General features: G+C 41.8%; 22 protein-coding genes. 14 read left to right on the top strand and 8 right to left on the bottom strand.

Annotated features, from left to right (window positions below; all coding sequences use genetic code 11):
• The first annotated feature begins 139 nt into the window (after nucleotides 1-139).
• From KTO63_RS18820 to KTO63_RS18810, 3 genes are all read left to right on the top strand, one after another.
• Nucleotides 140-1,963 (top strand): glycoside hydrolase family 35 protein, encoded by a 1,824-nt coding sequence (locus KTO63_RS18820; RefSeq protein ID WP_217793228.1) that lies wholly within the window; start codon nucleotides 140-142, stop codon nucleotides 1,961-1,963.
• Nucleotides 1,964-2,278: 315 nt separating this feature from the next.
• On the top strand, nucleotides 2,279-3,595 hold the full coding sequence (locus KTO63_RS18815) for a BNR repeat-containing protein (protein ID WP_217793226.1): 1,317 nt from the start codon (nucleotides 2,279-2,281) through the stop codon (nucleotides 3,593-3,595).
• A gap of 31 nt (nucleotides 3,596-3,626) precedes the next feature.
• Nucleotides 3,627-4,880, top strand: coding sequence for a DUF2264 domain-containing protein (locus KTO63_RS18810; protein WP_217793224.1), 1,254 nt, complete (start codon nucleotides 3,627-3,629; stop codon nucleotides 4,878-4,880).
• Nucleotides 4,881-5,051: 171 nt separating this feature from the next.
• Here KTO63_RS18810 and KTO63_RS18805 read toward each other — a convergent pair whose 3' ends face one another.
• Nucleotides 5,052-8,177, bottom strand: a complete 3,126-nt coding sequence (locus KTO63_RS18805) for a zinc-dependent metalloprotease (protein WP_217793222.1) — start codon at nucleotides 8,175-8,177, stop codon at nucleotides 5,052-5,054.
• 405 nt (nucleotides 8,178-8,582) lie between these two features.
• The gene (locus KTO63_RS18800; RefSeq protein WP_217793220.1) at nucleotides 8,583-9,176 is read right to left on the bottom strand and encodes a hypothetical protein; all 594 of its coding nucleotides are present in this window, start codon (nucleotides 9,174-9,176) and stop codon (nucleotides 8,583-8,585) included.
• Between the two features lie 189 nt (nucleotides 9,177-9,365).
• On the opposite strand from KTO63_RS18800, the gene KTO63_RS18795 reads away from it, so the two are divergent.
• On the top strand, nucleotides 9,366-11,213 hold the full coding sequence (locus KTO63_RS18795; protein WP_217793218.1) for a mechanosensitive ion channel family protein: 1,848 nt from the start codon (nucleotides 9,366-9,368) through the stop codon (nucleotides 11,211-11,213).
• A 135-nt stretch (nucleotides 11,214-11,348) separates the two neighbouring features.
• Here KTO63_RS18795 and KTO63_RS18790 read toward each other — a convergent pair whose 3' ends face one another.
• On the bottom strand, nucleotides 11,349-12,128 hold the full coding sequence (locus KTO63_RS18790) for a hypothetical protein (protein ID WP_217793217.1): 780 nt from the start codon (nucleotides 12,126-12,128) through the stop codon (nucleotides 11,349-11,351).
• A 156-nt stretch (nucleotides 12,129-12,284) separates the two neighbouring features.
• Here KTO63_RS18790 and KTO63_RS18785 point away from each other — a divergent pair, with 156 nt between their 5' ends.
• A complete protein-coding gene (locus tag KTO63_RS18785) occupies nucleotides 12,285-12,530 on the top strand; it encodes a hypothetical protein (protein WP_217793215.1) in 246 nt (81 codons plus the stop codon).
• A 79-nt stretch (nucleotides 12,531-12,609) separates the two neighbouring features.
• Here KTO63_RS18785 and KTO63_RS18780 read toward each other — a convergent pair whose 3' ends face one another.
• Entirely contained in the window at nucleotides 12,610-13,512 is a 903-nt protein-coding gene (locus KTO63_RS18780; protein WP_217793213.1) for a LysR family transcriptional regulator, read from the bottom strand.
• Nucleotides 13,513-13,612: 100 nt separating this feature from the next.
• Between KTO63_RS18780 and KTO63_RS18775 the strand changes: the two genes are divergently transcribed.
• From KTO63_RS18775 to KTO63_RS18765, 3 genes are read left to right on the top strand one after another with little or no spacing between them, the layout of a single operon-like run.
• Nucleotides 13,613-14,230, top strand: a complete 618-nt coding sequence (locus KTO63_RS18775) for an NAD(P)H-dependent oxidoreductase (RefSeq protein ID WP_217793212.1) — start codon at nucleotides 13,613-13,615, stop codon at nucleotides 14,228-14,230.
• Nucleotides 14,227-14,517 (top strand): putative quinol monooxygenase, encoded by a 291-nt coding sequence (locus KTO63_RS18770; protein ID WP_217793210.1) that lies wholly within the window; start codon nucleotides 14,227-14,229, stop codon nucleotides 14,515-14,517. The genes KTO63_RS18775 and KTO63_RS18770 overlap by 4 nt, the downstream gene beginning before the upstream one ends.
• Before the next feature lie 10 nt (nucleotides 14,518-14,527).
• Complete coding sequence (locus KTO63_RS18765; RefSeq protein ID WP_217793208.1) at nucleotides 14,528-15,505, top strand: aldo/keto reductase; 978 nt, start codon at nucleotides 14,528-14,530, stop codon at nucleotides 15,503-15,505.
• 124 nt (nucleotides 15,506-15,629) lie between these two features.
• Here KTO63_RS18765 and KTO63_RS18760 read toward each other — a convergent pair whose 3' ends face one another.
• The 4 genes from KTO63_RS18760 to KTO63_RS18745 form a co-directional block, all read right to left on the bottom strand.
• Entirely contained in the window at nucleotides 15,630-16,463 is an 834-nt protein-coding gene (locus tag KTO63_RS18760) for a hypothetical protein (RefSeq protein WP_217793206.1), read from the bottom strand.
• Nucleotides 16,464-16,851: 388 nt separating this feature from the next.
• On the bottom strand, nucleotides 16,852-17,721 hold the full coding sequence (locus tag KTO63_RS18755) for an alpha/beta fold hydrolase (protein ID WP_217793204.1): 870 nt from the start codon (nucleotides 17,719-17,721) through the stop codon (nucleotides 16,852-16,854).
• A 78-nt stretch (nucleotides 17,722-17,799) separates the two neighbouring features.
• On the bottom strand, nucleotides 17,800-19,143 hold the full coding sequence (locus KTO63_RS18750; RefSeq protein WP_232373250.1) for an alpha-L-fucosidase: 1,344 nt from the start codon (nucleotides 19,141-19,143) through the stop codon (nucleotides 17,800-17,802).
• Nucleotides 19,144-19,413: 270 nt separating this feature from the next.
• Nucleotides 19,414-20,439, bottom strand: a complete 1,026-nt coding sequence (locus tag KTO63_RS18745) for an isoaspartyl peptidase/L-asparaginase family protein (protein WP_217793202.1) — start codon at nucleotides 20,437-20,439, stop codon at nucleotides 19,414-19,416.
• 231 nt (nucleotides 20,440-20,670) lie between these two features.
• Here KTO63_RS18745 and KTO63_RS18740 point away from each other — a divergent pair, with 231 nt between their 5' ends.
• The 6 genes from KTO63_RS18740 (at nucleotide 20,671) to nuoE (ending at nucleotide 26,797) form a co-directional block, all read left to right on the top strand.
• The gene (locus KTO63_RS18740; protein WP_217793201.1) at nucleotides 20,671-22,119 is read left to right on the top strand and encodes a DUF1254 domain-containing protein; all 1,449 of its coding nucleotides are present in this window, start codon (nucleotides 20,671-20,673) and stop codon (nucleotides 22,117-22,119) included.
• 341 nt (nucleotides 22,120-22,460) lie between these two features.
• A complete protein-coding gene (locus KTO63_RS18735; RefSeq protein ID WP_217793199.1) occupies nucleotides 22,461-22,892 on the top strand; it encodes a CBS domain-containing protein in 432 nt (143 codons plus the stop codon).
• Nucleotides 22,893-22,993: 101 nt separating this feature from the next.
• Nucleotides 22,994-23,419, top strand: coding sequence for an NADH-quinone oxidoreductase subunit A (locus KTO63_RS18730; protein WP_217793197.1), 426 nt, complete (start codon nucleotides 22,994-22,996; stop codon nucleotides 23,417-23,419).
• Nucleotides 23,420-23,580: 161 nt separating this feature from the next.
• On the top strand, nucleotides 23,581-24,219 hold the full coding sequence (gene nuoB / locus KTO63_RS18725; protein WP_217793195.1) for an NADH-quinone oxidoreductase subunit NuoB: 639 nt from the start codon (nucleotides 23,581-23,583) through the stop codon (nucleotides 24,217-24,219).
• 240 nt (nucleotides 24,220-24,459) lie between these two features.
• Nucleotides 24,460-26,208: an NADH-quinone oxidoreductase subunit C/D gene (gene nuoC / locus KTO63_RS18720; protein ID WP_217793193.1), complete on the top strand. Its 1,749-nt coding sequence runs from the start codon at nucleotides 24,460-24,462 to the stop codon at nucleotides 26,206-26,208.
• A gap of 109 nt (nucleotides 26,209-26,317) precedes the next feature.
• A complete protein-coding gene (gene nuoE / locus KTO63_RS18715) occupies nucleotides 26,318-26,797 on the top strand; it encodes an NADH-quinone oxidoreductase subunit NuoE (protein WP_217793191.1) in 480 nt (159 codons plus the stop codon).
• Nucleotides 26,798-26,847: the final 50 nt, after the last annotated feature.

Below are 26,847 nucleotides of genomic sequence, written 5' to 3'. Positions count from 1 at the left end.
GTGTTTAGCAATGACAACTTTGCCCCGTAGGGCATCAATATCAATAGAAACGATGCAACAGAAAGAACTTTGTCCGTAGGACATTAATATGTGAAGTCTTGAGTTTCTTAATCGATAATTCCGTTCCATAAAGAGAGATATGAAGAAGATATTACTATTCCTTTCATTGGGTCTTATAGCGCTGTGCCCACAGTTAACCGCACAGAACGTTCAGCACACATTTGCATTGGGCGATTCCGCATTTTTGCTGGATGGCAAACCCTTTCAAATGATTTCCGGCGAAATCCATTATCCGCGTGTACCGCGCGAAGCATGGCGACAAAGAATGAAAATGGCGAAAGCTATGGGCCTCAATACTATTGGTACTTATGTTTTCTGGAACGTGCATGAACCGCAAAAAGGACAATACGATTTCAAAGGCAATAGTAACATTAGTGAGTTTGTAAAAATTGCACAGGAAGAAGGATTGTGGGTCGTGTTAAGACCTAGCCCTTATGTATGCGCAGAGTGGGAGTTTGGCGGTTACCCATACTGGCTGCAGGATGAAGAAGGATTGATCGTGCGCAGCAAAAACCCTAAGTACCTTGAAGCATACAAAAAATATATTTTACAGGTAGGCAAACAATTGTCTCCTTATCTGATCACACACGGTGGGAATATTCTGATGGTGCAGATTGAAAATGAGTACGGCTCTTATGGATCTGACAAAGAGTATTTAGCCATTAATGAAAAATTATTTCGCGAAGCAGGATTTGACGGAATCCTTTACACATGCGATCCGGCAAAGGATGTAGAGAAAGGCTATTTGCCCGGCTTTCTTCCGGCAGTAAATGGAACTGATAATCCGGGCAGAGTAAAATCAATCGTACAAAAGTATCACAACAATAAAGGACCATTCTATGTAGCAGAATGGTACCCTGCATGGTTCGACTGGTGGGGGCAAACTCACCATACTGTACCTGCAGAAAAATATATGGGGAGATTAGATACGCTGCTAGGCGGAGGTCTTTCTGTAAATATGTACATGTTTCACGGCGGCACCACAAGAGATTTTATGAATGGAGCAAACTGTTACGATTCGGGCTTCTACGAGCCGCAGATCAGCAGCTATGATTACGATGCGCCACTCGATGAAGCAGGAAATGCTACAGATAAGTTTATGAAATTCAGGCAGGTAATTCAAAAACATCTTCCTGCAAATCAACCATTGCCTGATGTTCCTGCAGCAAAGCCTTCAATTATTTTACCTACTATTCATTTTATAGAAACTGTTAACCTTACTTCAATGTTGCCAAAGCCGGTTCATACAGAAATGCCACAAACATTTGAAGCATTGCACCAACCTTACGGATTTGTTTTGTATCGCACCAAGCAGGCTGGCGGCGTCAACGGAACGTTATCAATAAAAGAATTAAGAGACTACGGTATAGTGTTTGTCAACGGAAAAAGGATCGGCGTTCTCGACAGGCGTTTGAAGCAAGACAGCATTGTCATTGATTTACCGGCAGGCGAAGCAACAATAGATATCCTCGTTGAAAACATGGGCCGCATCAACTTTGGTCCCAACTTATTAAAGAACAATAAAGGCATTACAACAAGCGTGTCGTTGAATGGAAAAGTGTTGAAAGGTTGGGATATGTATTCATTGCCTTTTCAACATATAGACGACATTAAGTTTGCCAAGACCGCATCTTCAACAGATCAACCCGTACTTAAGAGGGCATATTTTAATCTGACAGAAACAGGAGATACTTACCTCGACATGCGCAATTGGGGCAAGGGAAGTGTATGGATAAACGGCCACAACCTCGGCAGATACTGGTCCATAGGGCCACAACAAACATTGTATGTTCCGGTAGAGTGGCTGAAAAAAGGAAAGAACGAAGTAGTGGTGCTGGAGTTGCTGAAGCCGCAGGAAGAGTTAAGCAGCTTGAGTAAACCAGTGTTGAATGAGAGGAAATAACTGAATAACTGAATAACTGAATAACTGAAGCGGAATGATTGAGGTGCTACAATTGTTAAGCGTTGATGCATCGTCATTGCGAGCCCTGCGGAGAATGAATGATCAAATGAAAAAAATAAAAGTCAAAGATTAGCAAGCGGGCGAAGCAATCTCTAGCGAGCGTGTAGCACTGAGATTGCTTCGCCCGATTCGCTTAGTAGAGGCATCTTGTTTAAATGTGAGCTTCATTCTCGGCAGGGCTCGCAATGACGATACGATTTTGCCGATTATTTGCATAAATTCAAACCTTGAAGAAATAAAAAAGCGTTTTACAACATGATCAAATATTGCCTTTTATTTATCATTGCATGCTGCACCCTTGGTTGTCTCGCACAGAAAAAAGGCATAACAGTTGCCGGCACATCAGCCGTTGGTGAAGGCTGGGCAAACAACTCTGTCAACGTCACTGTCTTTAGAAAAAACTCCCTGGTAACAAACAACAACACACAATACATTGCATTTTACGACAAGGATAAATTTGTTGTCGTAGGAAAAAGAACATTGCCTTCCGGCAAATGGCAGCTGCAACGAACAGCTTTCACCGGCAATGCAGATGATGCACATAATGTGATCAGCATAATGACCGATGGTGATGGCTACCTGCACATCGCATGGGATCATCATAACAATAAGTTGCATTATGCAAAGTCTGTATCACCCGGCTCCCTTGAGTTTTCGTCGCAAACCGGCATGACCGGCATGCACGAAGACAAAGTAAGTTATCCTGAATTTTACCGGTTGCAAAATGGCGATCTGTTATTCTTCTATCGCGATGGAGGCTCGGGAAATGGCAACCTGCTCATCAACAAATATTCCATTAACGACAAGCAATGGAAGAGCGTACAACAAAATCTTATTGACGGCGAAGGGCAGCGAAATGCTTACTGGCAGGCATGTACAGATGAACAGGGTGGTATTCACATTTCATGGGTGTGGAGAGAAAGCCCGGATGTAGCAAGCAATCATGACTTGTGCTATGCCGTTTCAAAAGATGGAGGTATGACGTGGCAAAAATCAGGCGGCGAAAAATATACACTACCCATTACCGCCTCAACTGCAGAAGTTGTAAGTCATATTCCTCAGCACAGCGAGTTGATTAATCAAACATCCATGGTCGCTGATAAATCAGGAAATCCTTACATTGCCACATACTGGCGCGAATTGAACGACAGTGTGCCTCAGTATCATGTAGTGTACAAAATAAATGGCGAGTGGAAAGCCAATGCTTTGTCGTTTAGAAAAGTACCATTTTCATTAAGCGGCGCAGGAACGAAACGCATTCCTATCGCTCGTCCGCAGATCGTTGCATGGCAGGCAGGAAAACAATTTTCAGCAGCCTTGTTGTTTCGCGATGCTGAACGCGGCAGTAAAATTTCATTAGCTTATTGTGAGAATTTGTCGGCAAACAATTGGACAGTAAAAGATATTTACGAAGAAAACGTAGGCGCCTGGGAACCGACATACGATACGGAGCTTTGGAAAAAACAGCACCGACTGCATCTATTTGTTCAGAAAGCAGAACAGGTGGATGGCGAAGGTAAAGCGAATCTAAAGCCAGAAATGGTAAGCGTTTTGGAGTGTGTGGTAAAATAATATTCTCAATAAAATAATCAACGTGTTTATTATGAAAACAAAATGGCTCTTGCTAGTAGGTGGATTGTGTATTGGAAGCATTGGATTTGCACAGAAAAAAAGCAAAACAAAAACAGAAACCAAAACCGAAGTAACGGGATCAGATGATCGGAAATTTTGGATCGCTCAGTTAGATAAAATGGTGCAACCGGTGATGCGAAGCCTTGCCCACGACAGTTTGCGCATTAACATGCCAACTACTGTTTCCATACATATTGATAATGCAGAACATCGTAAGAAAGTCGCTTACCTTGAAGTATTGGGGCGCACACTAAGCGGTATCGCTCCATGGCTGCAACTTGAAGGTGGTGCGCCGGAAGAAGTGGCGTTACGCAACCAATATCGCCAGTGGGCATTGCAAGGCGTGAAGAATGCATTGGATTCTTCTGCAAAAGATTTCATGCGTTTTGACATCGGCGGCCAACAGCTGGTTGATGCATCCTACCTCGCCTACGCCTTTATAAGAGCGCCGTGGTTGTGGCAAAACCTTGACACAGTAAGCAAGCAACGATTGGTGGCATCTATTAAAACGACAAGACAGTTCAAACCTGTTTTCTCCAACTGGTTGCTTTTCTCTGCTATGAACGAAACATTCTTCGCAAACTTTGGCTACGAGTGGGATCCGATGCGTGTTGACTTTGCAATGATGCAACTGGAACAATGGTACCGCGGAGATGGCATGTACTCCGATGGAGAAGGCTATGCTTTTGATTATTACAACAGTTATGTAATTCATCCTTATCTCGCTACTATTTGCGACATCATTGGAACAAAGACCAGTGCGTACAAAGAATTGATCCCAAAGATTTATAAACGAAACGAGCGTTACGCGATCATCCAGGAAAGATTGATCAACACCGACGGCACGTATCCTGCAACGGGTCGATCAATTATTTATCGCGGTGCTGCATTTCATCACCTTGCAGATATGGCATGGAGAAAGAGATTACCAGCGCAACTTTCACCTGCAAGCGTACGCTGCGCGTTGACAGCCGTGATCAGGAAAACATTGGAAAGCCCAACCACCTACACGAAAGAAGGTTGGTTAACCATTGGCTTGTATGGCTCACAACCAAGCCTCGGTGATTTCTATAACAACTCGGGAAGTCCGTATATCTGCTCAAATATTTTCTTGCCTCTCGGTCTACCTGCAACAGATGATTTTTGGGCAAAGCCAGCAGAAAAATGGAGCGCACAAAAAATATGGAGCGGAGAAGATTTTCCAAACGATCACAGTGTGAAATAATTGAAAATTGAAAATGGTAGGGGCGAATTGCATTCGCCCTTTTTCAACCGAATTGCATTCACCCCAAAAAATCAAACATAACTAAAAGGACAGCACTCAATCAATAGGCTAAGTATAAAACCTGGTGATTGAGTGCTGTCATAACACACATCTCTCTACCTGATTTGAAGCTTATTGCTTAATAAATTTCATATTAACTACTTTGCCATCTCCTGGTACCAGGCGTAAGATGTATTGTCCGGCAGCCAAGTTGACAACATCTACATTCATTTTTTTGCCAAAATTCGATGCCTTTATTTGTTTTATTAGTTTTCCGTCTATAGAGAAAATGGTTGCCATCACCGCTTTGCTTGTTTCTTTATTGCATTCAACAATTAACATGCTTTGCACAGGGTTCGGATAAATAGTGAAATTGTCCTGCTCTGCAAAATTCAATGTGACAACCTTGCTATATGAAATATGCCCGTTTAATTCAATCTCTTTAATGCGATAGTAGTTGTTTCCCTCCAGGGGATCGTTGTCGGTAAAAACATAATGATTAGACATCTCCGGCAACTGTGAAACAGAAACTGTCCCCAGCTTCGAATAGTTCATGCCATTGTCGCTTCTTTCCACTTCAAACAAGCTTATGCCCTTGTTTGTAGCAACCTGCCAATCCAATATTGCTTTATTGTTGTTTGCTGCTCCCTTGAATGAAAGAAAATCAATTGGCAATGGTGTTACACCCGGTATGCCTAATCCAAATCCTGAAAAGCCTGTATTGGAAAAATTACCACTCACTATAAAGTCCGATGCATATTGACTGTTTGTTGCATTCACGTAACTGACGCTCGAGCTATGCGGAGAAGCAGGTGCAACATCGGGGACATAGTAACCATTGGACACTTTTACGATTTGGGCGTTATCAAGATTTTGGCTCGTGGTAGTGCGCCATCCGTTTATTTCTCCATTCTTGTAATACAGTGAAACCAAATAACTGCCATTTGGTGTATTGTTTGACGGAATTATTTTAAATGTTTTATCAGCCAGATAATGAGACGGGTCAGTATCCCAGAACTTGCTGGCATTTGTTCCCTGCCTGTCAATAGAAACTGATGTGCAGCCATAATCATGATCTGTAAGATTTTTGACACGTGCCAATACAGTACCTGCAGCCGAAACAAAATACACATCGGCATAGGGGCCGAGGTATTCTGTTTGAGATGTTGAGATAGCGGTAGCCACTGTATTGCCAGGCAGGCCGTATGTTATTTTAAGATTAGGTTTGTAACCGGGGCTGGTAGCGCCAGTAAACGACGATGGTGTCGCACAATTCATCGTTGGACCGTTGCTAAAAATAACATTAGAATAAGCTGCTCCTCCATCATCCAAATAACCCAGAACATAATCTGAGCCTGAGCCTGTGGTTCCATTATCCCAGCAAATCTCTATACCTAAGTTGCTAACTCCATCCCAAACAAAAGGAATGTCAAACGTAAACTCGTTCCAGCCAGCAGACGTGCTGTAGGAATTATAAGTTTTTACGGTTGTGAGCGCTGTAAACGGATGCTTTGTCGCATCGCTTAAAAAAGTTGTTGAAGTATTTGTAAGCTTAATTGTGAAGTCCGTAAATGGAGCTGTTGTGTTTTTTTGTTGAATGTTCAGCGAAATGCTATTAATTGACACGTTAGCCGGTATACCTGCTGCTGTAAGCTCAGAGGCAGTGTAAAGCAGTTGTGATTTTACCTTGCTGTATGTAGTCTGATTGAATGTTCTTAGGCCAAAGGAAGTTAGTCCGTTTTCAATCGAAGAACTGGCGGGTGTGCCCGGCATAATAGGCGGCGAGTCATTATCTGCTATGTTAATGGTAAGCGTTGGCGCCAGTTCTCCTTTTACAGCCCCGCTTCCAGATACTGAAAAAGAAATAATAACAGACTCCGTGGGTTCATTTGCTTTGTCATCATACACCCTTACCGTAAAGGATCGTGCAGCTATTGAGCCAACGGGAAATGTAAGTGCCGTCGATGGATTGCTGAAGTCGCCATTCGTTGTTAAATCAAAATCTGCTTTCGCATAGGCAGTCCCGGAGACATTTAGGTGGACAACTGCATCAGCGCCTACAGGTGCACTTCCTATGCTCATGTTAAATGTGTAGTCCTTATATCCTCTGCAGTCGAGGGTTGCAGATGTCGCTTCCGGTATCAATGTTTCCTTTATCTCAAAATTGATTTTTGGCGTGCAGGCAGGAGTTGCGTTTGTAGGAACCAGCGCCATGTTTGTTTTAGCAACCAGGTTAGCTCTTGTCGGGTAGGTGGCCATGGCTGCCAGCATCCTGGTTTTTTGATCTGCCGTAAAAAGAGTTGCACAATTTGTATAGTTCATAAAGTTGTGCTCTGTGTTGATACTATACGGTTTGCCTGTGCATGAATTAGTGTTTGTACGACACGTAAAATCAATTACCCCATTATTTTGATTAAAGGTAATAGGATCAGTATCACAGATAAAGTCTCCATCCTTTGTACAATCATTATTTGCGGGGCATTGATTGTATTGTGAAGAGCCCTCAAACGGGTGATATAAGTCAAGCGAATGTCCTATTTCATGCGACAATGCCTTGTTGCCGGATCTCATAACGTTGGCGAGTATTATCGTGCCATCGTATGCAGGGGTGATCGACGGTAACGCGGCAAATGCGCCGGTATATTGGCCGGATGTACCGTCTTTCCCGTCAATTTTATTAACAACGTAAATGTTGTAGTAATTGTCTGTATTCCATCTGCAATAATCTTTTATCTGGTTGGCTGGTACACCGGAACTTGTGTTGCGAACTACGCCATATGTTGCATAATCCGGTATGGAAGACGCATTTACTCTGTCAATGCCGTTTGTCGTATTACAATCAGGGCTTCTTTTTGCAAGTTCGAATTGTATTTGCACATCGCCAACTCCTTCGATACCTGGAAGAGAGCCATTGTAAACACTATTGAGATAGTCAATTGCTGCCTTTATTTGATCGTCGCCAGGGTTGTAAAGAGAGCCTATTGCTTCTCCAGTGTGAACTATATGCACGACCACCGGAATGACATATAACGGGCCCGCACTTCTTTGGGATATTTTCAGGTTGGGATGTGTTGCAATATAAGTTTGCATTTGCGCATTTTTTTCCATCACAAAAGCCTTATACTGCGGATCCTTCATAAGGTCATTTTGATATTTGTCAAATCCGCAAATGTCCTGCGCCTGCAAAAAATGAAACTGCAAAGTGCTTAATACAATAATGATGATTGGAGCAATAATTCTTTTGTAAAAAACAGGCATACAATAAGTGTTTTATAAATAAGTTCTGAACGGCCAGGATTCCGGGGGAGTGTTTAATGTTATTTAAGCGCTGATAAATGTTGGCGAATGTATCGTGAGCGGGGAAATATGCGTTTATTAATAAGTCCGTTCTTTTTAAAAATAGGAGAGATTTTCAAAAGTGGCATTTGACAGTCAAAGCAATCTGACTTTTTTGGAGTTGGGTTATGGGCAAGTCTCGAATTTAAACCACTGAGGCACTAAGGAGCACTAAGTTTCACTAAGGGGTGCGTAAAATTCAGGCACTTTTTAGTGTGGCTTGGTGTTGCTTAGTGCCCTCCGGATGAATCCATTCGGGACGAGCCTTGGTGGTAAAAAGAAGATGTTAATGAGCGGATGTCAGGCGAAGGTCAATAGTGTGCTGCTTTATGATACCAAAAAATCAAGATCGAAATAATAGCGGGCGGGATTGGATTTGTCTACGTAAAGAAACGTGTGTTTTTGTTGATCGAGGTAAAATGATAAACTCACCTTGTCCTTCGGAATTACCCTGCTTACAAATTTATCTGTAAGTCCAGTGCGGCTGTTATATCTTGAAAAAACAATGACGGTTTGTTTAACTTGTACCTGCTCGAAACTTGGCTTATCGAAACCAGTACCGGTGTTTCCGCTATAAATGCTCTGTTCTATTGCCAGAAAGAGCGGATCATTGGGGCCTTTTTCCTTTTCTCTTTCCTCAATGTAGTTATGTTCTTTGACTTCGCATTCCGTCAGGTCTATTCGGATTTTCTCTCCGTTTTCCTTTAGGTCGCTAACTGCTTCGGCCAGGCGTTTTTGAATGTTCTCTTCTGCAGCAGAAGGCGTATTGCGAAGAAGCCATACACCAATGCCAAACAGCGCGAATCCTGACAGCCAGAATAAAAACGGATAGGGGATGATTTCGCCCGAATAGTGTCTAAAAAATGTAACGGTGATGACGCCAATGCCAAAAAGAAGATAAGCTAAAAAACGTTTCTGCATGGTTTAGGTATTGTTGTAGGGAGTTATTTTGAGTGAACTTAGAATATTTTCTGAAAATAGAAAAATGTATAGGACTAATACAGTCGCTTGTTTTCAGCATTCGGTTTTGCAACCTATTGAACAATAATGCGCTTCAATTGTTGGCTAGAATACTATAGTTAGTTTATGCCTTTTGATAAAAACTTCCGGATGGCGCTCTTAATTCCCAAAGCGGGTGCATCCGTTAAACTGCTCGCTTTCCTCTTGCTGTTTGTTTTGACAGCTGGCATTGCTTTCTGTCAACAAAAAGATAGTAACGGTGTAAACGCTGATACCATACGCCGCACTGATGTAGAACAATTACTGATCAAACAGCAACAGCAAAACCAGCTTGACTCTGTACTAAAAGAGCAATGGAAAAATGTTCTTGATAGCCAGCCCGATAAAAGAAGAAAGGCGCTGGAATCCAATATTGGCAAGATTCTTATTGAAGATTCACTGCGAAGGGCACGTGAACTGAAAACAATAGATTCTCTGAAAAAAATTACAACTGGCCACCCGGTTATGCTTCATGATGATACGCTGTTTCTCGTTTATGTCGGCATCGGCGCATTCGGCACAAAAGAAAGAACACAGGCGATCACCGGAAAAATTAAAAAGATATACGAACTGCCTTTTTACTACAAGGATTCATTTAATATTGTCAACAACGGAATAGATCTGGATATCGTTTACAATGACATTACCGTTCTGTCCGTTTCCAATCTGGATGCAATGTGGTTCGGTCAAAGCAAGCAACAGTTGGCAGAACACTACAAGACCATAATTGCCCAAGAGATCGACAAGGAAAGGGAGGAATACAGTTTCAAAAACCGCCTGAGAAGAATTCTGGTGGCCCTTGGAACTCTTGCTGCCCTGTTGCTGTTGATAAGACTTATCAACTTGTTTTTTAGAAGAATTGCCGGCTATGCACGTGCGAGGCGCGACAGATTTTTCAAGGGCATTACATTTAGAAAATTCCAGTTGATCTCTCAACGGAAGCATTTAAGTCTCTTTCTGCGTTCGCTGAAATTTATAAAAGCAGGATTGATCCTGTTGATGATATACGCATCTCTCTCATTTCTTTTCAGCCTCTTTCCTACAACCATGGGTTGGACTGAAACCTTGCTAAGCTGGATATTGACGCCTGCAAAAGCGTTGTGGCGCGCCTTCGTTAGATTCCTGCCAGATCTCTTTACAATACTCGTCATTTATTTCGTGTTTAATTACCTCATCAAGATCATCAGGTATTTTGTGTTGGAAATTGAGGACGAGAAGATTCGACTAAGTGGATTTCATCGCGACTGGGCAAAACCTACATTTAATATACTCCGGTTTTTATTGTACGCGTTTATGTTGGTGATCATATTTCCTTATTTGCCGGGCTCTCATTCGCCGGCATTCCAGGGAGTATCGGTGTTTTTAGGAGTGTTGCTGTCATTGGGTTCCAGCAGCGCCATTTCAAATATTGTATCGGGACTTGTTATCACCTACATGCGACCGTTTAAACTTGGCGATCGCGTTCAGATTGGTGATGTGATCGGCGATGTGATAGAAAAAAATATGCTTGTAACGCGCATCAGAACCATCAAAAATGAAGATATTACTATTCCCAATTCGAGTGTGTTATCGAGCAGTACCATCAATTATTCCAGCAATACACAAGCAACCGATACGGGCCTTATTCTGCATACAACTGTTACGATAGGGTATGATACGCCATGGAAACAGGTAACAAATGCATTAATAGAAGCAGCCAACAGAACAGATTTAATTCTAAAGCAGCCTGCACCCTTCGTGCTGCAAACGAGCCTTGATGATTTTTATGTTTCCTATCAACTCAATGCCTACACGAAAAGTCCCAATGAGTCCGCAAATATATATTCGCAGCTCCATCAAAATATTCAGGATTGCTGCGCCGAAGCAGGCGTTGAGATTATGTCGCCACATTACAGGTCGCAACGTGATGGCAACACTACTACAATACCCGAGCAGTACTGGAAAGAAGATCCAAAATAAAACCACTAAGACACTAAGAGAACTAAGTTTCACTAAAAAGTTGAGTGTGTAAAAATAGCTTAGTGAGGCTTAGTGGCCTTAGTGCCTTAGTGGTGAATCGAAAACGTCGACAATCGACAATGTTGCAGTCAAGTGTTAGTTGGTTCTGTAAAAAAAATATCCCTTCGCTACATTCTGTTTCCAGTTTTCGTTCCGGAAATATTCCACGCGTAATTTATCATAAAGTTTACGGCTGCCATAAATCGTTATGATAAACTGTGTTGGGTCCCCAAGATTTCTTTCGTCCAGAATGTATGAAATACTGTATTTGCCCTTGGGCACAAATTTTTCAATTTGCGGCGCAAGAGAGTCGTGGATGGCTGTTGGGTTCGGAAATTTTTGGTTGCGGGGAAATTGTATTTCGAAAGTGCCCTCAAACGCAAAAGAGCTGACGTAGGCAAACAGAAAGAATTTGTCTTTTTCCTGCTTCGCCAAATACTCATCGAATTGATCCTGGTTATTGAATGGCAGCGCATCAAACCTGTAGTCAAATGGATATTTTTCTGCCAGTGCTTTCACTTTATCTATGTTGAATGCATATAAACTGTCGTTGAACAATATGCTGTTCGTATTTGGATTGATCATCCATGATTGCGTTTTGTGAAAGTTTTGGATGATGTCAATCCTGAAATCCAGATTTGAATAATCTGTTTTTTCTTCGGCACCTAGTGGCAAAGCAGTAAGAACTTTTTTTATGGTGGCCGGATCCTCGATAATGAAGTTCAAAAAACTGAAGGATTTTTGTTTATCGAATTGATCATATCGTCCGATTAGTTTAGTGTGAGCATCGACTTTGCTTGTATCAAACAGCAGTTTGTTTTGCGCAGCAAGTCCCACTGTCGAGAGCAGGGTTATAGCTAAAAAAAATGTTTTCATGGCAATGAGGATCTCAGACGAATTCCAGGCGTTTTGGTTGTTTTAATACTCTGTTATAGATAGGAATCAGGTAGTAAGAGTGTGAACTTAGGTATTTTTTTTGATTGGTAAAAGTGTTCATGATAAATTCATGGCATCCTTGAAAAGATTGTCAGCTTGAAAAAATACCTGATTTTCTTTTTCTTTGTTTCTATGTTGACAAAATCAATGATCGAAAAGGTAAAAGGATTGCTTGCTTCGCAAAGCGCGGAAGACAGGGAAATGGGCAATAAGTTTCTGAAAGAATTTGAGGCTTCAGATGCGCAGATGCAGGCGATTCGCAAGGCCCTTTCAAGACCCGGCCAGGAGTATGAAATCATCAACGGTGAAATTTGTCAACCTAAACAACTGGGTTTTTTTTAGTTGAGAGTTGAGAATGGAGAGTTGAGAGTTGAGAGTGATATTATAACTCTCAACTCTCCATTCTCAACTCTCAACTCTCTCACAACTTCCTCATCACCTTCCTGAACAACTTCTTAATATGTTCAATCTCCTGCTGGTGAACATTTTTCTTTCTTGTGCCAAAATAAAGGGTGTTCGTAAGTTTTGTGTCGCCTTCCCATATCAACTGGATCTGGCCACGTTCTATTTCTGAATAGCAAAGAAAATCGGGAATAACAGCAAGGCCATTGCCGCCGCTTAGGCAGCGCACAATTGAGTTAAGATTAGGTACGATGTAGTTGGGACGAAACGCCGGTTTTTTGCCAAAATTCAATACCCAGAATTGAAACAGATGCTCCATGTCTCCCGTTGTGCCGTACCATTTTTGTTTCTTCAGCCATTGCTCTGTCTGATCTTTGTTTTTGCTTTTGATGATCTTCTTAAAAGCTTTTACATCAACATCTTTTCCTCCCACGAGTACAATGTTTTCCGACGAAAATGCTTCGTGCTCTATGGTTGCAGACGTTCCTTTTTTAGGCGTAATAATCAGGTCCAAAATGCCTTTATCCAATTGGTCGAGCATTTCAGGATACTCGCCAAAACTAATGATAAGATTAAACGGAAGCGATGAAACGTATTGCTCAAGCGTTATCTGGAAAGTTTCGAAACACATGCCAACGCTGATGGTGGGCGTTGTTTTCTCTATTGATTTTTGAAAATTTTTCTCTACATCTTCCAATTTCGCCAGTGGTTCTGAAATGGCATTGAACAAAACTTTGCCACGTTCTGTGGGAATCATTTTTCGTCCAGTGCGATCAAATAGTTTGTAGCCGACATAAGCTTCCAACGAGCCCAAATGCAGGCTCACGCCAGGCTGGGAAACGAATAGTGCTTCAGCAGCGCCGGTGAGTGTTCCGGTTTTGTATATCGCTTTAAAGGTGCGGTACCATTCCAGGTTTACCATAATGATCTATTATTTTAATTATACAAAGGTATAAATCATGCTATTTTAATGATAACGCTGGCGGAGATAATTTTGTGTCCGGTTTAAAACTTAAAAGAAAATGAAAAAGATATTTATAATAAACGCAGGACAAAACTTTGGCCACTCTGGCGGGAAGTTTAACAACACCATTGCAAAGGAAACGCTTTCTTTTTTTGAGGAGCAGGAAAATGTGGAAGTGCGTGAAACTGTGATTGCTGAAGGTTACGATCCAAAGAAAGAAGTAGAGAATTTTGCATGGGCAGATGTGGTGATCTACCACACACCCATATGGTGGTTTCAGTTGCCACACGGCTTCAAAAAGTATATCGACGAAGTGTTTACTGCCGGTCACCAGAAAGGTATTTACCGCAGCGACGGACGCTCTGCCGATAATCCAAAGATCAACTACGGAACGGGCGGCATGCTACACGGACGAACTTATATGCTTACCACCAGCTGGAACGCACCTGAAACGGCTTTCACCTTGCCCGGGGAATTTTTTGACGAACACAGTGTAGATGAAGGTGCGCTGTTTGGCTTTCACAGAATGAATGCTTTCACAGGTATGCAGCCGCTTAAAAGTTTTCACTTTCATGATGTAGAGAAAAATGCAGACGTAGCGCGTGACATGGCAATTTATCGCAAACACCTGGAAGAAGTATTTGCGCTTGAATCAAAAGAAAAAGCAGTAGCATGAAAATATATTTGACAGCGATCATCAAAACAAAAGATCAATACAGAAACGAACTGGTGGCTGTACTGCAGAACATGGTGGAGCAAACAAGAAAGGAAGAAGCAAGCGAATTGTACAGCCTGCATCAGGGTATGGAAGATAAAAATCTATTTACTTTTTATGAAGTATGGAAAAGTAAGGAAGGTTTGGATGCGCATAATCAACAACCATACATCAAAGCATTTGGCGAACTGGTAGAAGAAAAGCTACAGGAAAAACCAACGATCTTATTGACGACATTAATACAATAAATCATCAACAATGGAGTATAGAAAATTAGGAGATACAGATTTGAAACTTTCGGTGATCACACATGGAGCATTTGCTATCGGCGGCAACATGTGGGGTGGCAACGATAAACAAGATTCCATCGCATCGATTCACGCATCGCTTGATCATGGTGTGACTACAATTGACACCGCGCCCTTTTATGGATTTGGATTGAGCGAGGAAATGATAGGTGAGGCAATTAAAGGAAAAGACAGATCAAACATACAGCTGCTGACAAAGTTTGGCCTTGTGTGGGACGGCAGCAACAATGGTAAGGGTGAATTTTTCTTTGACGCAACAGATGATGGAAGGAAAATTCCGGTATTCAAATATGCTTCGAAAGCAAATATTGTCAAAGAAGTAGAGGAAAGTTTGAAGCGTTTAAATACGGATTATATTGACCTTTTACAATTGCACTGGCCGGATGGTACAACGCCCATCAGTGAAACGATGGAAGCGCTGGAGTTGCTGATACAGCAAGGAAAGATCCGTGCGGCAGGAGTGAGCAACTATAGTGTGGATCAAATGAAAGAGGCATCGCTTACTATTAAATTGGCAAGCAACCAGGTTGCTTATAGTATGTTGAATCGTGCCATTGAAAATGAACTCGTGCCTTATTCGTTGCAAACGAACACTGGTATCATTGCATACAGTCCGATGGAAAGAGGATTGTTGACCGGCAAGTATTTCAAAGAAGGAAAACTTAAAGAAGACGATCACCGCAATGGCTATTTCTCGCAGTTTGATTTGCAAAAAGTGCAAGCCTTTTTACAAGCCATCGAACCGATTGCCGAAAAGAAAAATGCCACACTCTCTCAATTGGTGTTGCGCTGGACGACGCTGCAGCCGGGTATTAGCGTAGTACTCGCAGGAGCAAGAAATGCAGCGCAGGCCATAGAAAATGCAAAGGCTGTTGATATTGATCTAACGACCGATGAGTTGCAATTTATTAATGCAGCATTGTTTTAGTGTGTAATGTTTTTTACCACTAAGCCACTAAGGACACAAGGTTTCACTAAGTGATTTCCTTAGTGCGGCTCGGTGTCCTTAGTGGCTTAGTGGTAATCTTCGGGACAGTTGTTATTTGTTGCGGTTATTTTATTTTCACACTGGACAAGTCGCAATCATATATTACTTCCAGTGAATCATAAAAAATAATCCCAAATTGGGGCTGATTCGAATAAAAGTCATTGACTACGTATTTAGTAGGCAATCCATAAGTATTGTATTTTGTGATAGTAGGCTTTGGAAGATTTCTTACAGTGCCATCTGTTACATAATAGGCATTGTTAGCGCTATAGTCGCACTGCGTCAGCTGCCATACGGGGTTTGTTCGGTAAGGGTTTATCTTATCGTCGTATAATGGAGTAGGATCATAGACAAGATTGTTGCTGGCGTTGTAAGTGAAATTGAATGTTACTGAGTTCGCTCCCTGGGATTGAAAACGCTGGGTTATGCGGCCCTTGCTGTCCAGCGTATAAACTTCCAGGATCTTTGCCCATGAGGGAAAGTCGGGAGATGGAGCCGGGGAGCTACTGGTACCAATCATAGGGCCTCCCCAATAGACGTAAAAGGTGTCTGTGATTTTGTTGGGATAGTATTGATATGTTCTCCATTCAATTGCATAGTCTGCACCGCTCTGTGTTCTTATATAATCTGTTAATCGGTTTTTGTTGTCATAACGAAAATAGAAATTGTAAACTCCCGAGAATCCCTGATCAGTAACCATCTTTGTCATACGGTCTTTTTTGTCATAGGTTACGTTATACACAAGGTTCGTACCGCCAGTGTACATAATAATTTGATTCACTTTACATACGTCGCAAGTGGCAAAAGGATTCTGTTCAATGTAATCGTATGCTTTCTTACAGCCGTTAGCTAAGATCATAAGAGCTAAAAAGAGAAAAGGGGTGAACTTACATTTCATAACATAGGTTTTATAAATGAAAAAATAATACGCTTTTTCAGGCAGGATTATTAAAGCTGTCACGGGGTAAATCATCTACGGATTGAGTGTGTGCTTCAACGTAGAAGCAAGAGTAAATGAACTTGTTCAGTGTGTTTAAATACACTCAAAAAGATAAACCAGAAAGTCTCAAGTTTGCGCGAAGCGAGGTAAGAAAGAAGAATAGAATTTTTTAGGATAGCATCGCCAAGATAAATAAATCAACTGGTCCCTGCAATACCACAAAGCGGTAAGAGTTGGGGTGCATGGTGTACGAGGTTGTTGTGAGGTGTACTAATGTAGATGTTCGGTGTGCTAAGATTATTATTTGCTGCTGGTGTGCGTTTGCTGATGAATAAGAGGCAATTAACTAATGAATATTGTTCATGAAGAATCGCTTTAATTCGGCTGCAACCAATTCTGGTTTTTCGCCATTGTTTGAAACGGTATGGCCTTGTCCCACTAATTCTACAAACTTTGCCTTGGGTAGGGCTGCGCTTAATTTATCAATTGTATTTCTAAGATAAGGCTGGCTTTTTGTTCCTTTAATTAGTAAAACATCTGCTGTAGTGTTTTTGTATTTGTTGATAATGCCCGCTGAATCTTCAATTATTTTTATGTCGTAGAACATAGCATCTATCAGAGGTTTTAGGGGTACGTCATCACTATTTTCTTTCTTTTTTTTGGCTTCACTCTTGATCGCAATGTTCATTAAAGGGGCTATTAGAAAGGTTGGTAAAATATTAAACAATGAAGAAGGATCGTCAGTTCCATTCACAATGCTCATAAATGCTTTTCCATAATTTTTTTTATTCATTGACTCTTTATACTTCGTTATCCAATCCGTTCTTGTTTCATCAACTAAGATGGGTGGTTCGTGGAGACAGATTTTTTTAATACCTTTTTCAATGATGCTTGTTTGCAGTGTTACAACTGCACCGGCGCTAAGGCCATATACGTTCTCTGCTTTTGTTTTGTTCACCAGTGCTTGTATATCCTCACCCTCAGCCACCAACCCGAAGTTGTTGTGTCGCTGGCTTTGTCCCCGGCCTTGCCTATCCGGAATGTAAACAGTGAATTGATCAGCCAAAAGTGCACCAAGCTGCATCAAATTTTGAGCAGCCATCATACCGCCGTGTACAAGAATTAATCCAGGGCCATTTCCTAGTTGCCTATATCCAATCTTCGTTCCATCCTTTGATATAACAAAGTCTTTCGTGTAGCTGATGGTTGAGTTCATCAGGTAAATGTATAAATAATAAAACCTGCCTTATTTTAAATAAAGCAGGTTTATTATCTTAAAACAAAAACATTTAGTTTAATTCAAGCCTCCCTTGCCTCTGTAAAGACTTATCGGCTTGTCTAACTCAACTGCCAGCACCGACATGTATTTGTCCTGCACAGATGCCGGTACATCGATGTAAACCAGGCCAGGAACAGGGCTCCATGATATTTTGCCGACTACTTTGTGTTGCAGCTTTTGTTGTGTGCCTACTACTCTTATGCTTTTAATATTGTTGTTCAAACCTTTCAGCATAATATTTCCTGTGACTTTACCAGCAAGAAATAGATAAAGTGTTGTGGAATCTTTTGATAAAGTTGTAGGTCCATAAAAATGTCCTTGTGGTATGCCGCCCACAGTATTAAAAATAGCTTCTGCATGTTTTTTGTTCCATGCACCCAGTTCTTTTAAAACATTCACTTCCTGCGGAGGAATGGTGCCGTCCTCTTTCGGGCCTATATCGAGGAGCAGGTTTCCGCCGTTGGAAATAGCGTCAGCAAAAATGGTTATGACTTCATATGGTGTTTTCCATGCAGTATCTTTTGGCTGATAACCCCAGCTGCCATTAATGGTCATGCACAGTTCCCACCATTTAAATGCGGGTCTTGATACAGGAAAATTTTGTTCAGGTGTATCATAATCACCATAGCCCTGCAGACGTCCGTTAATGATGGCTGTGGGTTTGTCGCCCAAAATTATTCTACGCACTTTATCCGCCTGCCATTCTTCTGCGCTGTGTTCCCAGTCGCCATCGAACCACCATAGATCGGGATGATATTGCTTGCTTATTTCGCTGATTTGCGCTTCGTAAAATTTTTGAAAGCGTTCCCAACGTTGCGGGTCATCAGAAACTTTATAACGGCTACTATCTTTCAGGAAGCCCGGATAGTCAGGGTAGCTCCAGTCAATCAGGGAAAAATAGGCGCCGCGTTTGATGCCTTGTTTATCCAGCGCTTCAAAGAAAGGTTTTACTAAATCTCTTTTCGCAGGTGTATTTTTAACTACGCTGTAATGATTTTGTGCAGTGGGCCAGAGCGCCACTCCATCATGGTGTTTGGTGGTAAGAACGGCGTAGCGTGCACCACTTTCTTTGATCAATGTCGCCCATTGCTGCGGATTGTATTTTGAAGCGGTGAAGCCATTCATCTGCTTCATGTAATCAGTCCAGCTGATTTTTTTATTGTGAAAACTCCAGCTTTCATCAATACCATTTACATCATAGATGCCCCAGTGAATGAATATGCCCAGCTTTGCATCTGCAAACCACTGCATTTTCTCGCGTATTGAATCAGGCTGTGTATTTGTTTGTGTTTGTGCGAAGGTGCCTACAGAAAACAGTAACATTAATATCAAACCTGTTACAGGAAATAATCTTTTCATATAATATGCTGCGTATTTTGAACGGTGTAAAACTATTGTATGTTAAGTCAAAATTTGAAAGTCAAAAGTCAAAAAGCTCCATTATATTAACAGGTTTCTGGTGCTCATCTTGAGTCTTTGCCACTAAGGCACTGAGGGCACGAAGCCTCACCAAGAGAGATCCTTAGTGCAACTTAGTGTCCTTAGTGCCTTAGTGGTAAATGAGGGTGCTCCATAGTCGTGATGCCCTTACACAACTATCGCACACTGCATTACAACCTTTTGATTGGCTTAGAAATAATGTTTCGCATCCACCATGAAATTGGTGTTGTCTCCATAGCATACAGCAAAATTAAATCCTGACTGTAAACAGAAACCGCCGAATTCGCCTTTCTTATTGATCGCTATAAATCCAACCTGGTTTGCTTTTGCTCTCTCGTAATTCTTCTTTACAATGCGTTCTACTGCTTTTTTGCAGGCATCTTCAGGCTTATATCCTTGCCGCATCAATTCAACCACCAGGTGGGTACCGCAGATTCTTATAACTTCTTCTCCCATTCCAGTTGCTGTGGCTGCGCCCACTTCATTGTCTACAAACAAGCCGGCGCCAATAATAGGGGAGTCGCCAAGCCTTCCGCGCATTTTAAAACCCATGCCGCTTGTGGTACAGCTTCCGCTTAGGTTGCCCGTTGCATCGAGTGCTATCATGCCAATGGTATCGTGGTTCCAGTCGCCATTGTCAAAGCGTGTAGGCGCAAACGGGCCGTGTCCTTTTTGGCCGGAGTTTTCAATATTAATAACAGGTTTGTATTCTGCTTTTTTCAGCCATTCTTTGTACGTACGTTCGGCGTCATCTGATAGTTTTTGAGGCTCGAGCGGAAAACCTTCAGCTACAGCAAATTGTTGTGCGCCTTGCCCCACAAGCATTACGTGCGGTGTTTTTTCCATTACCCTTCTCGCCACCGAAATAGGGTGTTTTATGCGCTCGATCGCGCCAACACTTCCACAATTGCCATTTTCATCCATAATGCTGGCATCCAATGTAACAATGCCGTCCCTGTCAGGATTTGCGCCTAAACCCACACAACAGTTTTGCGAAGCTTCCGTAACCATCACACCGGCTTCCACGGCATCAAGAGCCCGCCCTTTGTTTTTCAGAATTTCCCATGCGGCCTTGTTGGCATTAATGCCTTCCGCCCAGGTTGAAATAACGATCGGCTTGAAACCACCGCCACGAGTGGCAGCGTTGAGTTTTGAAAAATACAGGCTACCTAATCCTAATGAACTTAATTGAAGAAAGCTTTTTCTGTTTAACATGTGGCTTTAAAATTATTTATGAGCAAAAAACTATGGACAATCCCATTAGCAAACAAAGATGGAAGATACAAAGTTACCTTGTTGTATTAATGGCTAATAAATTAGAGCAATATCCTTGAATGATTTCTGATTTTTTGTGAATAGAAAGAAGAGATTGCCTTTGTCCTCTCATACTTAAATGACAGTCTTTTGAACTCCCACCGTGATTTCTTGTTAATGCAATGAAAAACAATGAACAGGTTACTAATATTTGCGTTCCCATTGTTGGTAATGGCTTGTAAAGAAAAAGCTTCAAAAACAGAAACTCCTGTTGCTGTTACCGCTGCTGATAATAAAACGTTTAGAGCCGCGAACATGAGGGAGCAAATGATTTACAGCCGTGCAATAGAGGCTGCCAACTGGGGCATGTCCGCAGTAAATTTTGATTTGATGGTTCAGGCAACGAAGCGGGCAGGTGGTGATTATAATCAAATCGTGATATGGCCCCGATTGCTTGACTGGAAGAATCAAACCATCACCCCCAATCCTGATGTTATTTATGTGATGCCTTTTGTAAACACGAAAGATGCCGGCCCCATGGTGCTGGAAATACCGCCGGCAGATACCGGAACAGTTGTGGGCAGTATAATGGATCGCTGGCAAATGGCTATTGATGATGTTGGCCCCGCTGGATTGGATAAAGGCAAAGGGGGGAAATATCTCATTCTGCCGCCCGGCTATAAAGAAAAAATACCTGCGGGATACATTCCCATGCAGTCCGGTACATACCTTGGCTATTCATTGCTGAGAGTAGTGCTGAAAAGTGGCGACGAAAAAGGAGTTGCCAATGCTGTGGGCTACGCGAAGCGCATACAACTGTATCCGCTTTCCCAGGCGGGCAAGTCGCCAAAAACAATCTGGGTAGATGCATCAGGCAAAGAATACAACTCGCTGATCCCTTACGATTTTAATTTTTATGAATCACTCAATCGTGTGGTGCAGGATGATATTTGGCTGACAAAGGACCAGGCGATGATAGACCCGTTGAAATACATTGGCATTGAAAAAGGAAAGCCTTTTAATCCTGATGCGCGCACAAAAGAAATTCTTGGTTACGCGATCGGCGATGCAAAAACATGGTTCAGGGATCGTTTCGAAGATCTTTTCAAAAAGCCGTTTTATGAGGGAACAAATTGGTCCTTTCCCGTTACAGAAGAATTTGGTGTTGATGTAAAGGCGGGCTTTACAGATCCGAACAGTTACCCGATAGACATGCGCGGCATACTTTATACTTTTATTTTTTTCAGCGCGAAACATGTGGGTGAAGGGCAGTTTTATCTTATGGCAATAGCAGACAAGGATAAGCAACCGTTTAAAGGCAATGAAAATTATCGCCTGCATGTTCCGGCTAATGTACCTATTCGTCAGTATTGGTCAATAACCGTCTACGATGCGGCAACACATGCGTTCATACGCAACTTTGATCGCTTTAACCGTTCCTCACAAAGTGCGGGCATTCAAAAAAATGCCGATGGTTCAGTAGACGTTTACTTTGGCCCGAAAGCTCCCGAAGGGAAGGAAGCGAACTGGGTTCCCACGGATGCTAATGGTACATTCGAGTTAATGGCCCGGTTCTATGGACCTGACAAATCTTTTTTTACCAAAACATGGAAACTAGGCGATGTAGAAAAAGTAAAATAGATTGACGGCATTGTAATTTTTTGATGTCTTTTTTTGAACCAGATCGTTTGAATTTGTGCGAAAGTTTGAATTAGATCGTCTGACCTTTTTCAAAAGTATAATTGTGATAACTGAAATATTTTTCCGTGGTCCGATCAAGAAAGGTTATCAAAATTATTAACAGGTTGGGTAACCGAATTCTTCGGAAATTCATGCTGGGCATGAGGTTGAGGATTTTAACCTTTTGCCTTGAGCATCTCTGATGAAATTTATCTGCAAAACTATTTTATGCGATTTTTTGCATTTGATAATAAATGGTATTAATTTAAAGTGACATTTTATAGTTCTCTTAAATATTTTTTATGAACACTGTTCGAGATATCCTGCAAAAAAAGGGTAACACAGTGTACGGGGTAAGTCCTGATAGTTCCGTGTATGACGCATTAGAATCATTAGAAGAAAGGAATTTAGGTGCTCTCGTTGTAATAGAAAATGGAAAATTGATTGGAGTTTTTACGGAAAGAGACTATGCCCGCAAAGTTATCCTCAAAGGGCGCTCATCTAAAGAAACGCTTGTACGACACATCATGACAAGCCGCCCGATCTTTGTAACTCCTGACACAACTATTGAAGAATGCATGCAAATGATGACAGATAAATATATCCGTCATCTTCCCGTTTTGAACAACCTTGGAGAATTGGTAGGGGTTATCTCCATAGGAGATTTAGTAAAGTACATTATTACTGAAAAGGATTCGATTATAGAGCACCTGGAAAGGTATATTAAAAGCTGAGTTCAGGCGGGAAATTCTGCTGTAGAGACAAGGCAATCCTTTGTCTCTACCTGGCAGCATAATGTGTGCCGGTAAATAGATTATTGCTAAATGTGAACGATATGCCAGAAAGTAATGATCATGCTGTTTTATGGCCTTTTCTGTTGTATGCAGTGATAGTGGTTTTCCTGCTTGTTCTTATACTATCACTGTCGTATGTACTGGGTCAAAGGCACAAAGAAAGAGCCACAGATTTGCCTTATGAAGGAGGTGTGCAACAAACAGGATCCACGAAAATTCGCTTTTCAGCACAGTTTTACCTGGTGGCCATGTTGTTTGTGATATTTGATGTAGAAGCTGTGTTTATTATGTTATGGGCGCTCGGCTTCTATGAATTGGGGTGGGCAGGTTACATAGGCATATCAATTTTTATTGTCCAGTTGGTGGTTGTATTGATTTATGAATGGGGAATAGGTGCACTTGACTTTGGACCAGATGGAAAGAAGATATTGAAAGCATTTAAGAGACAGGAACGCAGATTGTCATGATTGTGATGATTTGTAAAGATATTTTGAATTTGAAATTTGAACGAGCCGTCCAATTTTAAACCTCAAATTTCAAATCATCATTAATCATGAAAATCATGAAAATCTGCCTGCCCGACTAGTCATTCAGGCGGGTGTTCCGTTTTTAAAACTCATCACTCACCATGAAATTTTGGTTCAGCAAAACAGACAATGATACCGGCAATTTTAACGGTAATGGCAGCATGGAGGAAGCTGTGAGTAAAAGTATTATGCTTACAACTGTGCAGGATTTGCTTGCATGGGGAAGAAAAAATTCCATGTGGCCGTTTCACTTTGGGTTAAGTTGCTGTTTTGTTGAAATGGCTACCAGTATTACCAGTAAATATGATGTGGCGCGTTTTGGGGCAGAAGTAATTCGAGGTACACCACGCGAAGCGGATGTTATGGTGATTGCCGGAACAGTGTTTATAAAAATGGTGCCCATCATCAAAAGATTGCATGAGCAAATGATGGAGCCACGCTGGGTAATATCTATGGGCAGTTGCGCCAACAGTGGTGGAATGTATGACATTTATAGCGTGGTGCAGGGTGTAGATAAATTTTTACCCGTTGATGTATATGTACCCGGATGCCCTCCAAGACCCGATGCGTTCATGCAGGGACTTGTTTTGTTAGGTGAAGCAGTAAAGAGCGAAAGAAGACCGCTGAGTTGGGTAATTGGTGACCAGGGTGTTGAAAAGCCCCAATTAACATCCATGAAAGACAAGCGACGTGAAGAAAGAATGAACATGGTAAACTTCAGGCCAATAGATGAAGTGTGATTGGAAGTAAAAAAGTAAAAAGTAAAAATTCAAAAGGATTGCTTTTGAATAGGAATTCAATTAGTAAATAAAACTATTAATATTATTTCATTAGGCTGAATAGAGGATCAACAGTACAAGGGAGTGACACAACGATGCTTAATTCTTATTCGTCAGGTGGTTTCATGAAAAAAATTGTAAGCCACGCAAAACGTTGACGTTTTGAATTTTGATTTTTCGCTTTTGAATTTAGTTTGACCTATGTCTGATGCCTTTGCCATATTAGATCTTTTGCACCAACATTTTGGCGCAGATACATTTACACAGCAACCTACAGTAGATGATATAGCTACGCTTTGGCTTCCTAAAGAAAAAATAATATCCGTTACAGCATATCTCAAAACAGGCATTCCCCAACCTTTCAATTTATTATACGATCTGTGCGGCATGGACGAACGCGACAGGGCCGGTAAGGAAAAGCTGCCTGTGAAAGATTTCACTGTTATCTATCATTTATTTTCTTTCGAACGCAATAGTTTCATACGGCTAAAAGTCGCGCTGGAAGGCGAGTATCCGTCCATTCCCTCGATAACGAGCCAGTTTAAAAATGCCAACTGGTATGAACGTGAAGTGTATGATATGTTCGGTGTTAAATTTGAAGGACACCCGCATTTACAGCGCATCCTAATGCCATTAACATGGCAAGGACATCCGCTTCGAAAAGAACATCCGGCAAGAGCCACAGAGATCGGGCCATATCGTTTGTTAAACGAAATAATCGATCGCGAGCAGAATGCACTGCAATTTAAACCGGAAGATTGGGGCATGCAGCGTGAAAGCGATGATGCCGATTTTATGTTTCTAAACATAGGACCACAGCACCCCGGCACACATGGCGTGCTGCGAATTGTACTTCAACTGGATGGTGAAGATATTGTTGATGCCGTTCCTGAAATTGGCTTCCACCATCGCGGTGCAGAAAAAATGGGAGAACGGCAAAGCTGGCACACCTACATACCTTACACAGATCGCGTTGATTATCTCGGCGGCGTGATGAATAATCTTGCTTACTTACTGGCGGTGGAAAAACTGGCAGGCATAGTAGTTCCGGATAGAGTAAAGGTCATCCGTGTTATGCTGTGCGAGTTGTTCCGCATATCAAGCCATCTTGTTTGGTTTGGCACATTTGCCCAGGACGTGGGCCAGCTATCCCCGGTGTTTTACATGTTTACCGATCGTGAAAAAGTATTTGATATAATTGAAGCTGTATGCGGCGGACGTATGCATCCCAACTGGTTCCGCATTGGCGGCGTAGCGCAGGATCTTCCTAATGGATGGGATGCCCTGGTGCGCGACTTTGTTCAATATTTTCCAAAGAAAATTAAGGAATACACCGACATGGTTATTCGCAACAGCCTCTTTAAAGGAAGAACAAAAGGAATAGGAATTTATACATTGGAAGAAGCGATAGAATGGGGCGTAACGGGGCCAGGTTTGCGCGCCTGTGGTTATGAATGGGATTTTAGAAAAAAACGACCTTACTCCGGCTACGAGATGTTCAATTTTGATATTCCGACTGCGCAAAATGGCGATTGCTATGATCGTGCGGTAGTGCGGGTAGAAGAATTGTGGCAAAGCCTCCGCATAGTAGAACAATGCCTTAATAACATGCCGGAGGGCAGCTACAAAGCAGATCATCCGCTAACCACACCGCCTTTAAAAAAATATACCATGCGGGATATAGAGACGCTCATCACGCATTTTCTGAATGTAAGCTGGGGGCCTGTAATACCTGCCGGAGAAGCCATGAGTTGCATAGAAGCAACAAAAGGCGCCAATAGTTATTACCTGGTGAGTGATGGCAATACATCATCATACAGAACACGTATAAGAACGCCGTCATTTCCACACATGCAAATGGTGCCCTATGTAAGCAAGGGTTATACCGTTGCCGACCTGTTATCTATTTTGGGAAGTGTGGATTTTGTGCTGGCAGACATTGACAGGTGATTGAAAAAAAATGAAAATTCCTGCCCGACTGCGTCAGTCAGGCGGGGAAAATGAATAGATGCACGAGCCAAATTTTATACTCGAACAGAAACATAATGATCATGCACATATGGAAAAAAAGGAACTGCTAACGGAAATAGAAATGCGTGCCATTGATCATGAAATAAGCCTCGTCCCTTATAAAAAAGCGGCGGTTATAGAGGCTTTAAAAATAGTGCAAAAGCAACGACGCTGGATAAGTGATGAAAGTATTGACGCGATTGCAAATTATTTGGAAATGAGTGCTGCTGAAGTAGATAGCGTAGCTACTTTTTATAACCTTATTTTTCGCAAGCCTGTTGGCAAACATGTGATATTGTTGTGTGACAGCATATCATGTTATGTAATGGGCTACGGCAGAATATACCAGGCATTGCAAAAGAGATTAAGCATTCAATTTGGGCAAACAACAAAAGACAACCTGTTCACGTTGCTGCCTAATGTATGCCTTGGTTGCTGCGATCATGCACCGGCAATGATGATAGACGAAGATTTGTATGAAGATGTAAAGGAAGAACAACTTGATAAAATTTTAGAAGCATATAAATAGCCGCCGTAGAGACAAGGCAATGCCTTGTCTCTACAGGGTGCTGATATTTT

The organism is Pinibacter aurantiacus (genome assembly GCF_019130065.1).
Taxonomy (GTDB): domain Bacteria; phylum Bacteroidota; class Bacteroidia; order Chitinophagales; family Chitinophagaceae; genus Pinibacter; species Pinibacter aurantiacus.
The sequence above is the reverse complement of the archived record's forward strand: the minus strand, read 5'-3'. Positions and strand labels throughout refer to the sequence as shown.

Bases quoted from the DNA above. Each gene is read 5' to 3' on its own strand.
- KTO63_RS18795 (WP_217793218.1), top strand. From the start codon at position 9,366: ATGGCGCTCTTAATTCCCAAAGCGGGTGCATCCGTTAAACTGCTCGCT.
- KTO63_RS18740 (WP_217793201.1), top strand. From the start codon at position 20,671: ATGAACAGGTTACTAATATTTGCGTTCCCATTGTTGGTAATGGCTTGT.
- KTO63_RS18760 (WP_217793206.1), bottom strand. From the start codon at position 16,463: ATGAAATGTAAGTTCACCCCTTTTCTCTTTTTAGCTCTTATGATCTTA.
- KTO63_RS18815 (WP_217793226.1), top strand. From the start codon at position 2,279: ATGATCAAATATTGCCTTTTATTTATCATTGCATGCTGCACCCTTGGT.
- KTO63_RS18755 (WP_217793204.1), bottom strand. From the start codon at position 17,721: ATGAACTCAACCATCAGCTACACGAAAGACTTTGTTATATCAAAGGAT.
- KTO63_RS18730 (WP_217793197.1), top strand. From the start codon at position 22,994: ATGCCAGAAAGTAATGATCATGCTGTTTTATGGCCTTTTCTGTTGTAT.
- nuoB (WP_217793195.1), top strand. From the start codon at position 23,581: ATGAAATTTTGGTTCAGCAAAACAGACAATGATACCGGCAATTTTAAC.
- KTO63_RS18775 (WP_217793212.1), top strand. From the start codon at position 13,613: ATGAAAAAGATATTTATAATAAACGCAGGACAAAACTTTGGCCACTCT.
- KTO63_RS18810 (WP_217793224.1), top strand. From the start codon at position 3,627: ATGAAAACAAAATGGCTCTTGCTAGTAGGTGGATTGTGTATTGGAAGC.
- KTO63_RS18770 (WP_217793210.1), top strand. From the start codon at position 14,227: ATGAAAATATATTTGACAGCGATCATCAAAACAAAAGATCAATACAGA.
- nuoE (WP_217793191.1), top strand. From the start codon at position 26,318: ATGGAAAAAAAGGAACTGCTAACGGAAATAGAAATGCGTGCCATTGAT.
- KTO63_RS18800 (WP_217793220.1), bottom strand. From the start codon at position 9,176: ATGCAGAAACGTTTTTTAGCTTATCTTCTTTTTGGCATTGGCGTCATC.
- KTO63_RS18735 (WP_217793199.1), top strand. From the start codon at position 22,461: ATGAACACTGTTCGAGATATCCTGCAAAAAAAGGGTAACACAGTGTAC.
- nuoC (WP_217793193.1), top strand. From the start codon at position 24,460: ATGTCTGATGCCTTTGCCATATTAGATCTTTTGCACCAACATTTTGGC.
- KTO63_RS18820 (WP_217793228.1), top strand. From the start codon at position 140: ATGAAGAAGATATTACTATTCCTTTCATTGGGTCTTATAGCGCTGTGC.
- KTO63_RS18790 (WP_217793217.1), bottom strand. From the start codon at position 12,128: ATGAAAACATTTTTTTTAGCTATAACCCTGCTCTCGACAGTGGGACTT.
- KTO63_RS18745 (WP_217793202.1), bottom strand. From the start codon at position 20,439: ATGTTAAACAGAAAAAGCTTTCTTCAATTAAGTTCATTAGGATTAGGT.
- KTO63_RS18780 (WP_217793213.1), bottom strand. From the start codon at position 13,512: ATGGTAAACCTGGAATGGTACCGCACCTTTAAAGCGATATACAAAACC.
- KTO63_RS18805 (WP_217793222.1), bottom strand. From the start codon at position 8,177: ATGCCTGTTTTTTACAAAAGAATTATTGCTCCAATCATCATTATTGTA.
- KTO63_RS18765 (WP_217793208.1), top strand. From the start codon at position 14,528: ATGGAGTATAGAAAATTAGGAGATACAGATTTGAAACTTTCGGTGATC.
- KTO63_RS18750 (WP_232373250.1), bottom strand. From the start codon at position 19,143: ATGAAAAGATTATTTCCTGTAACAGGTTTGATATTAATGTTACTGTTT.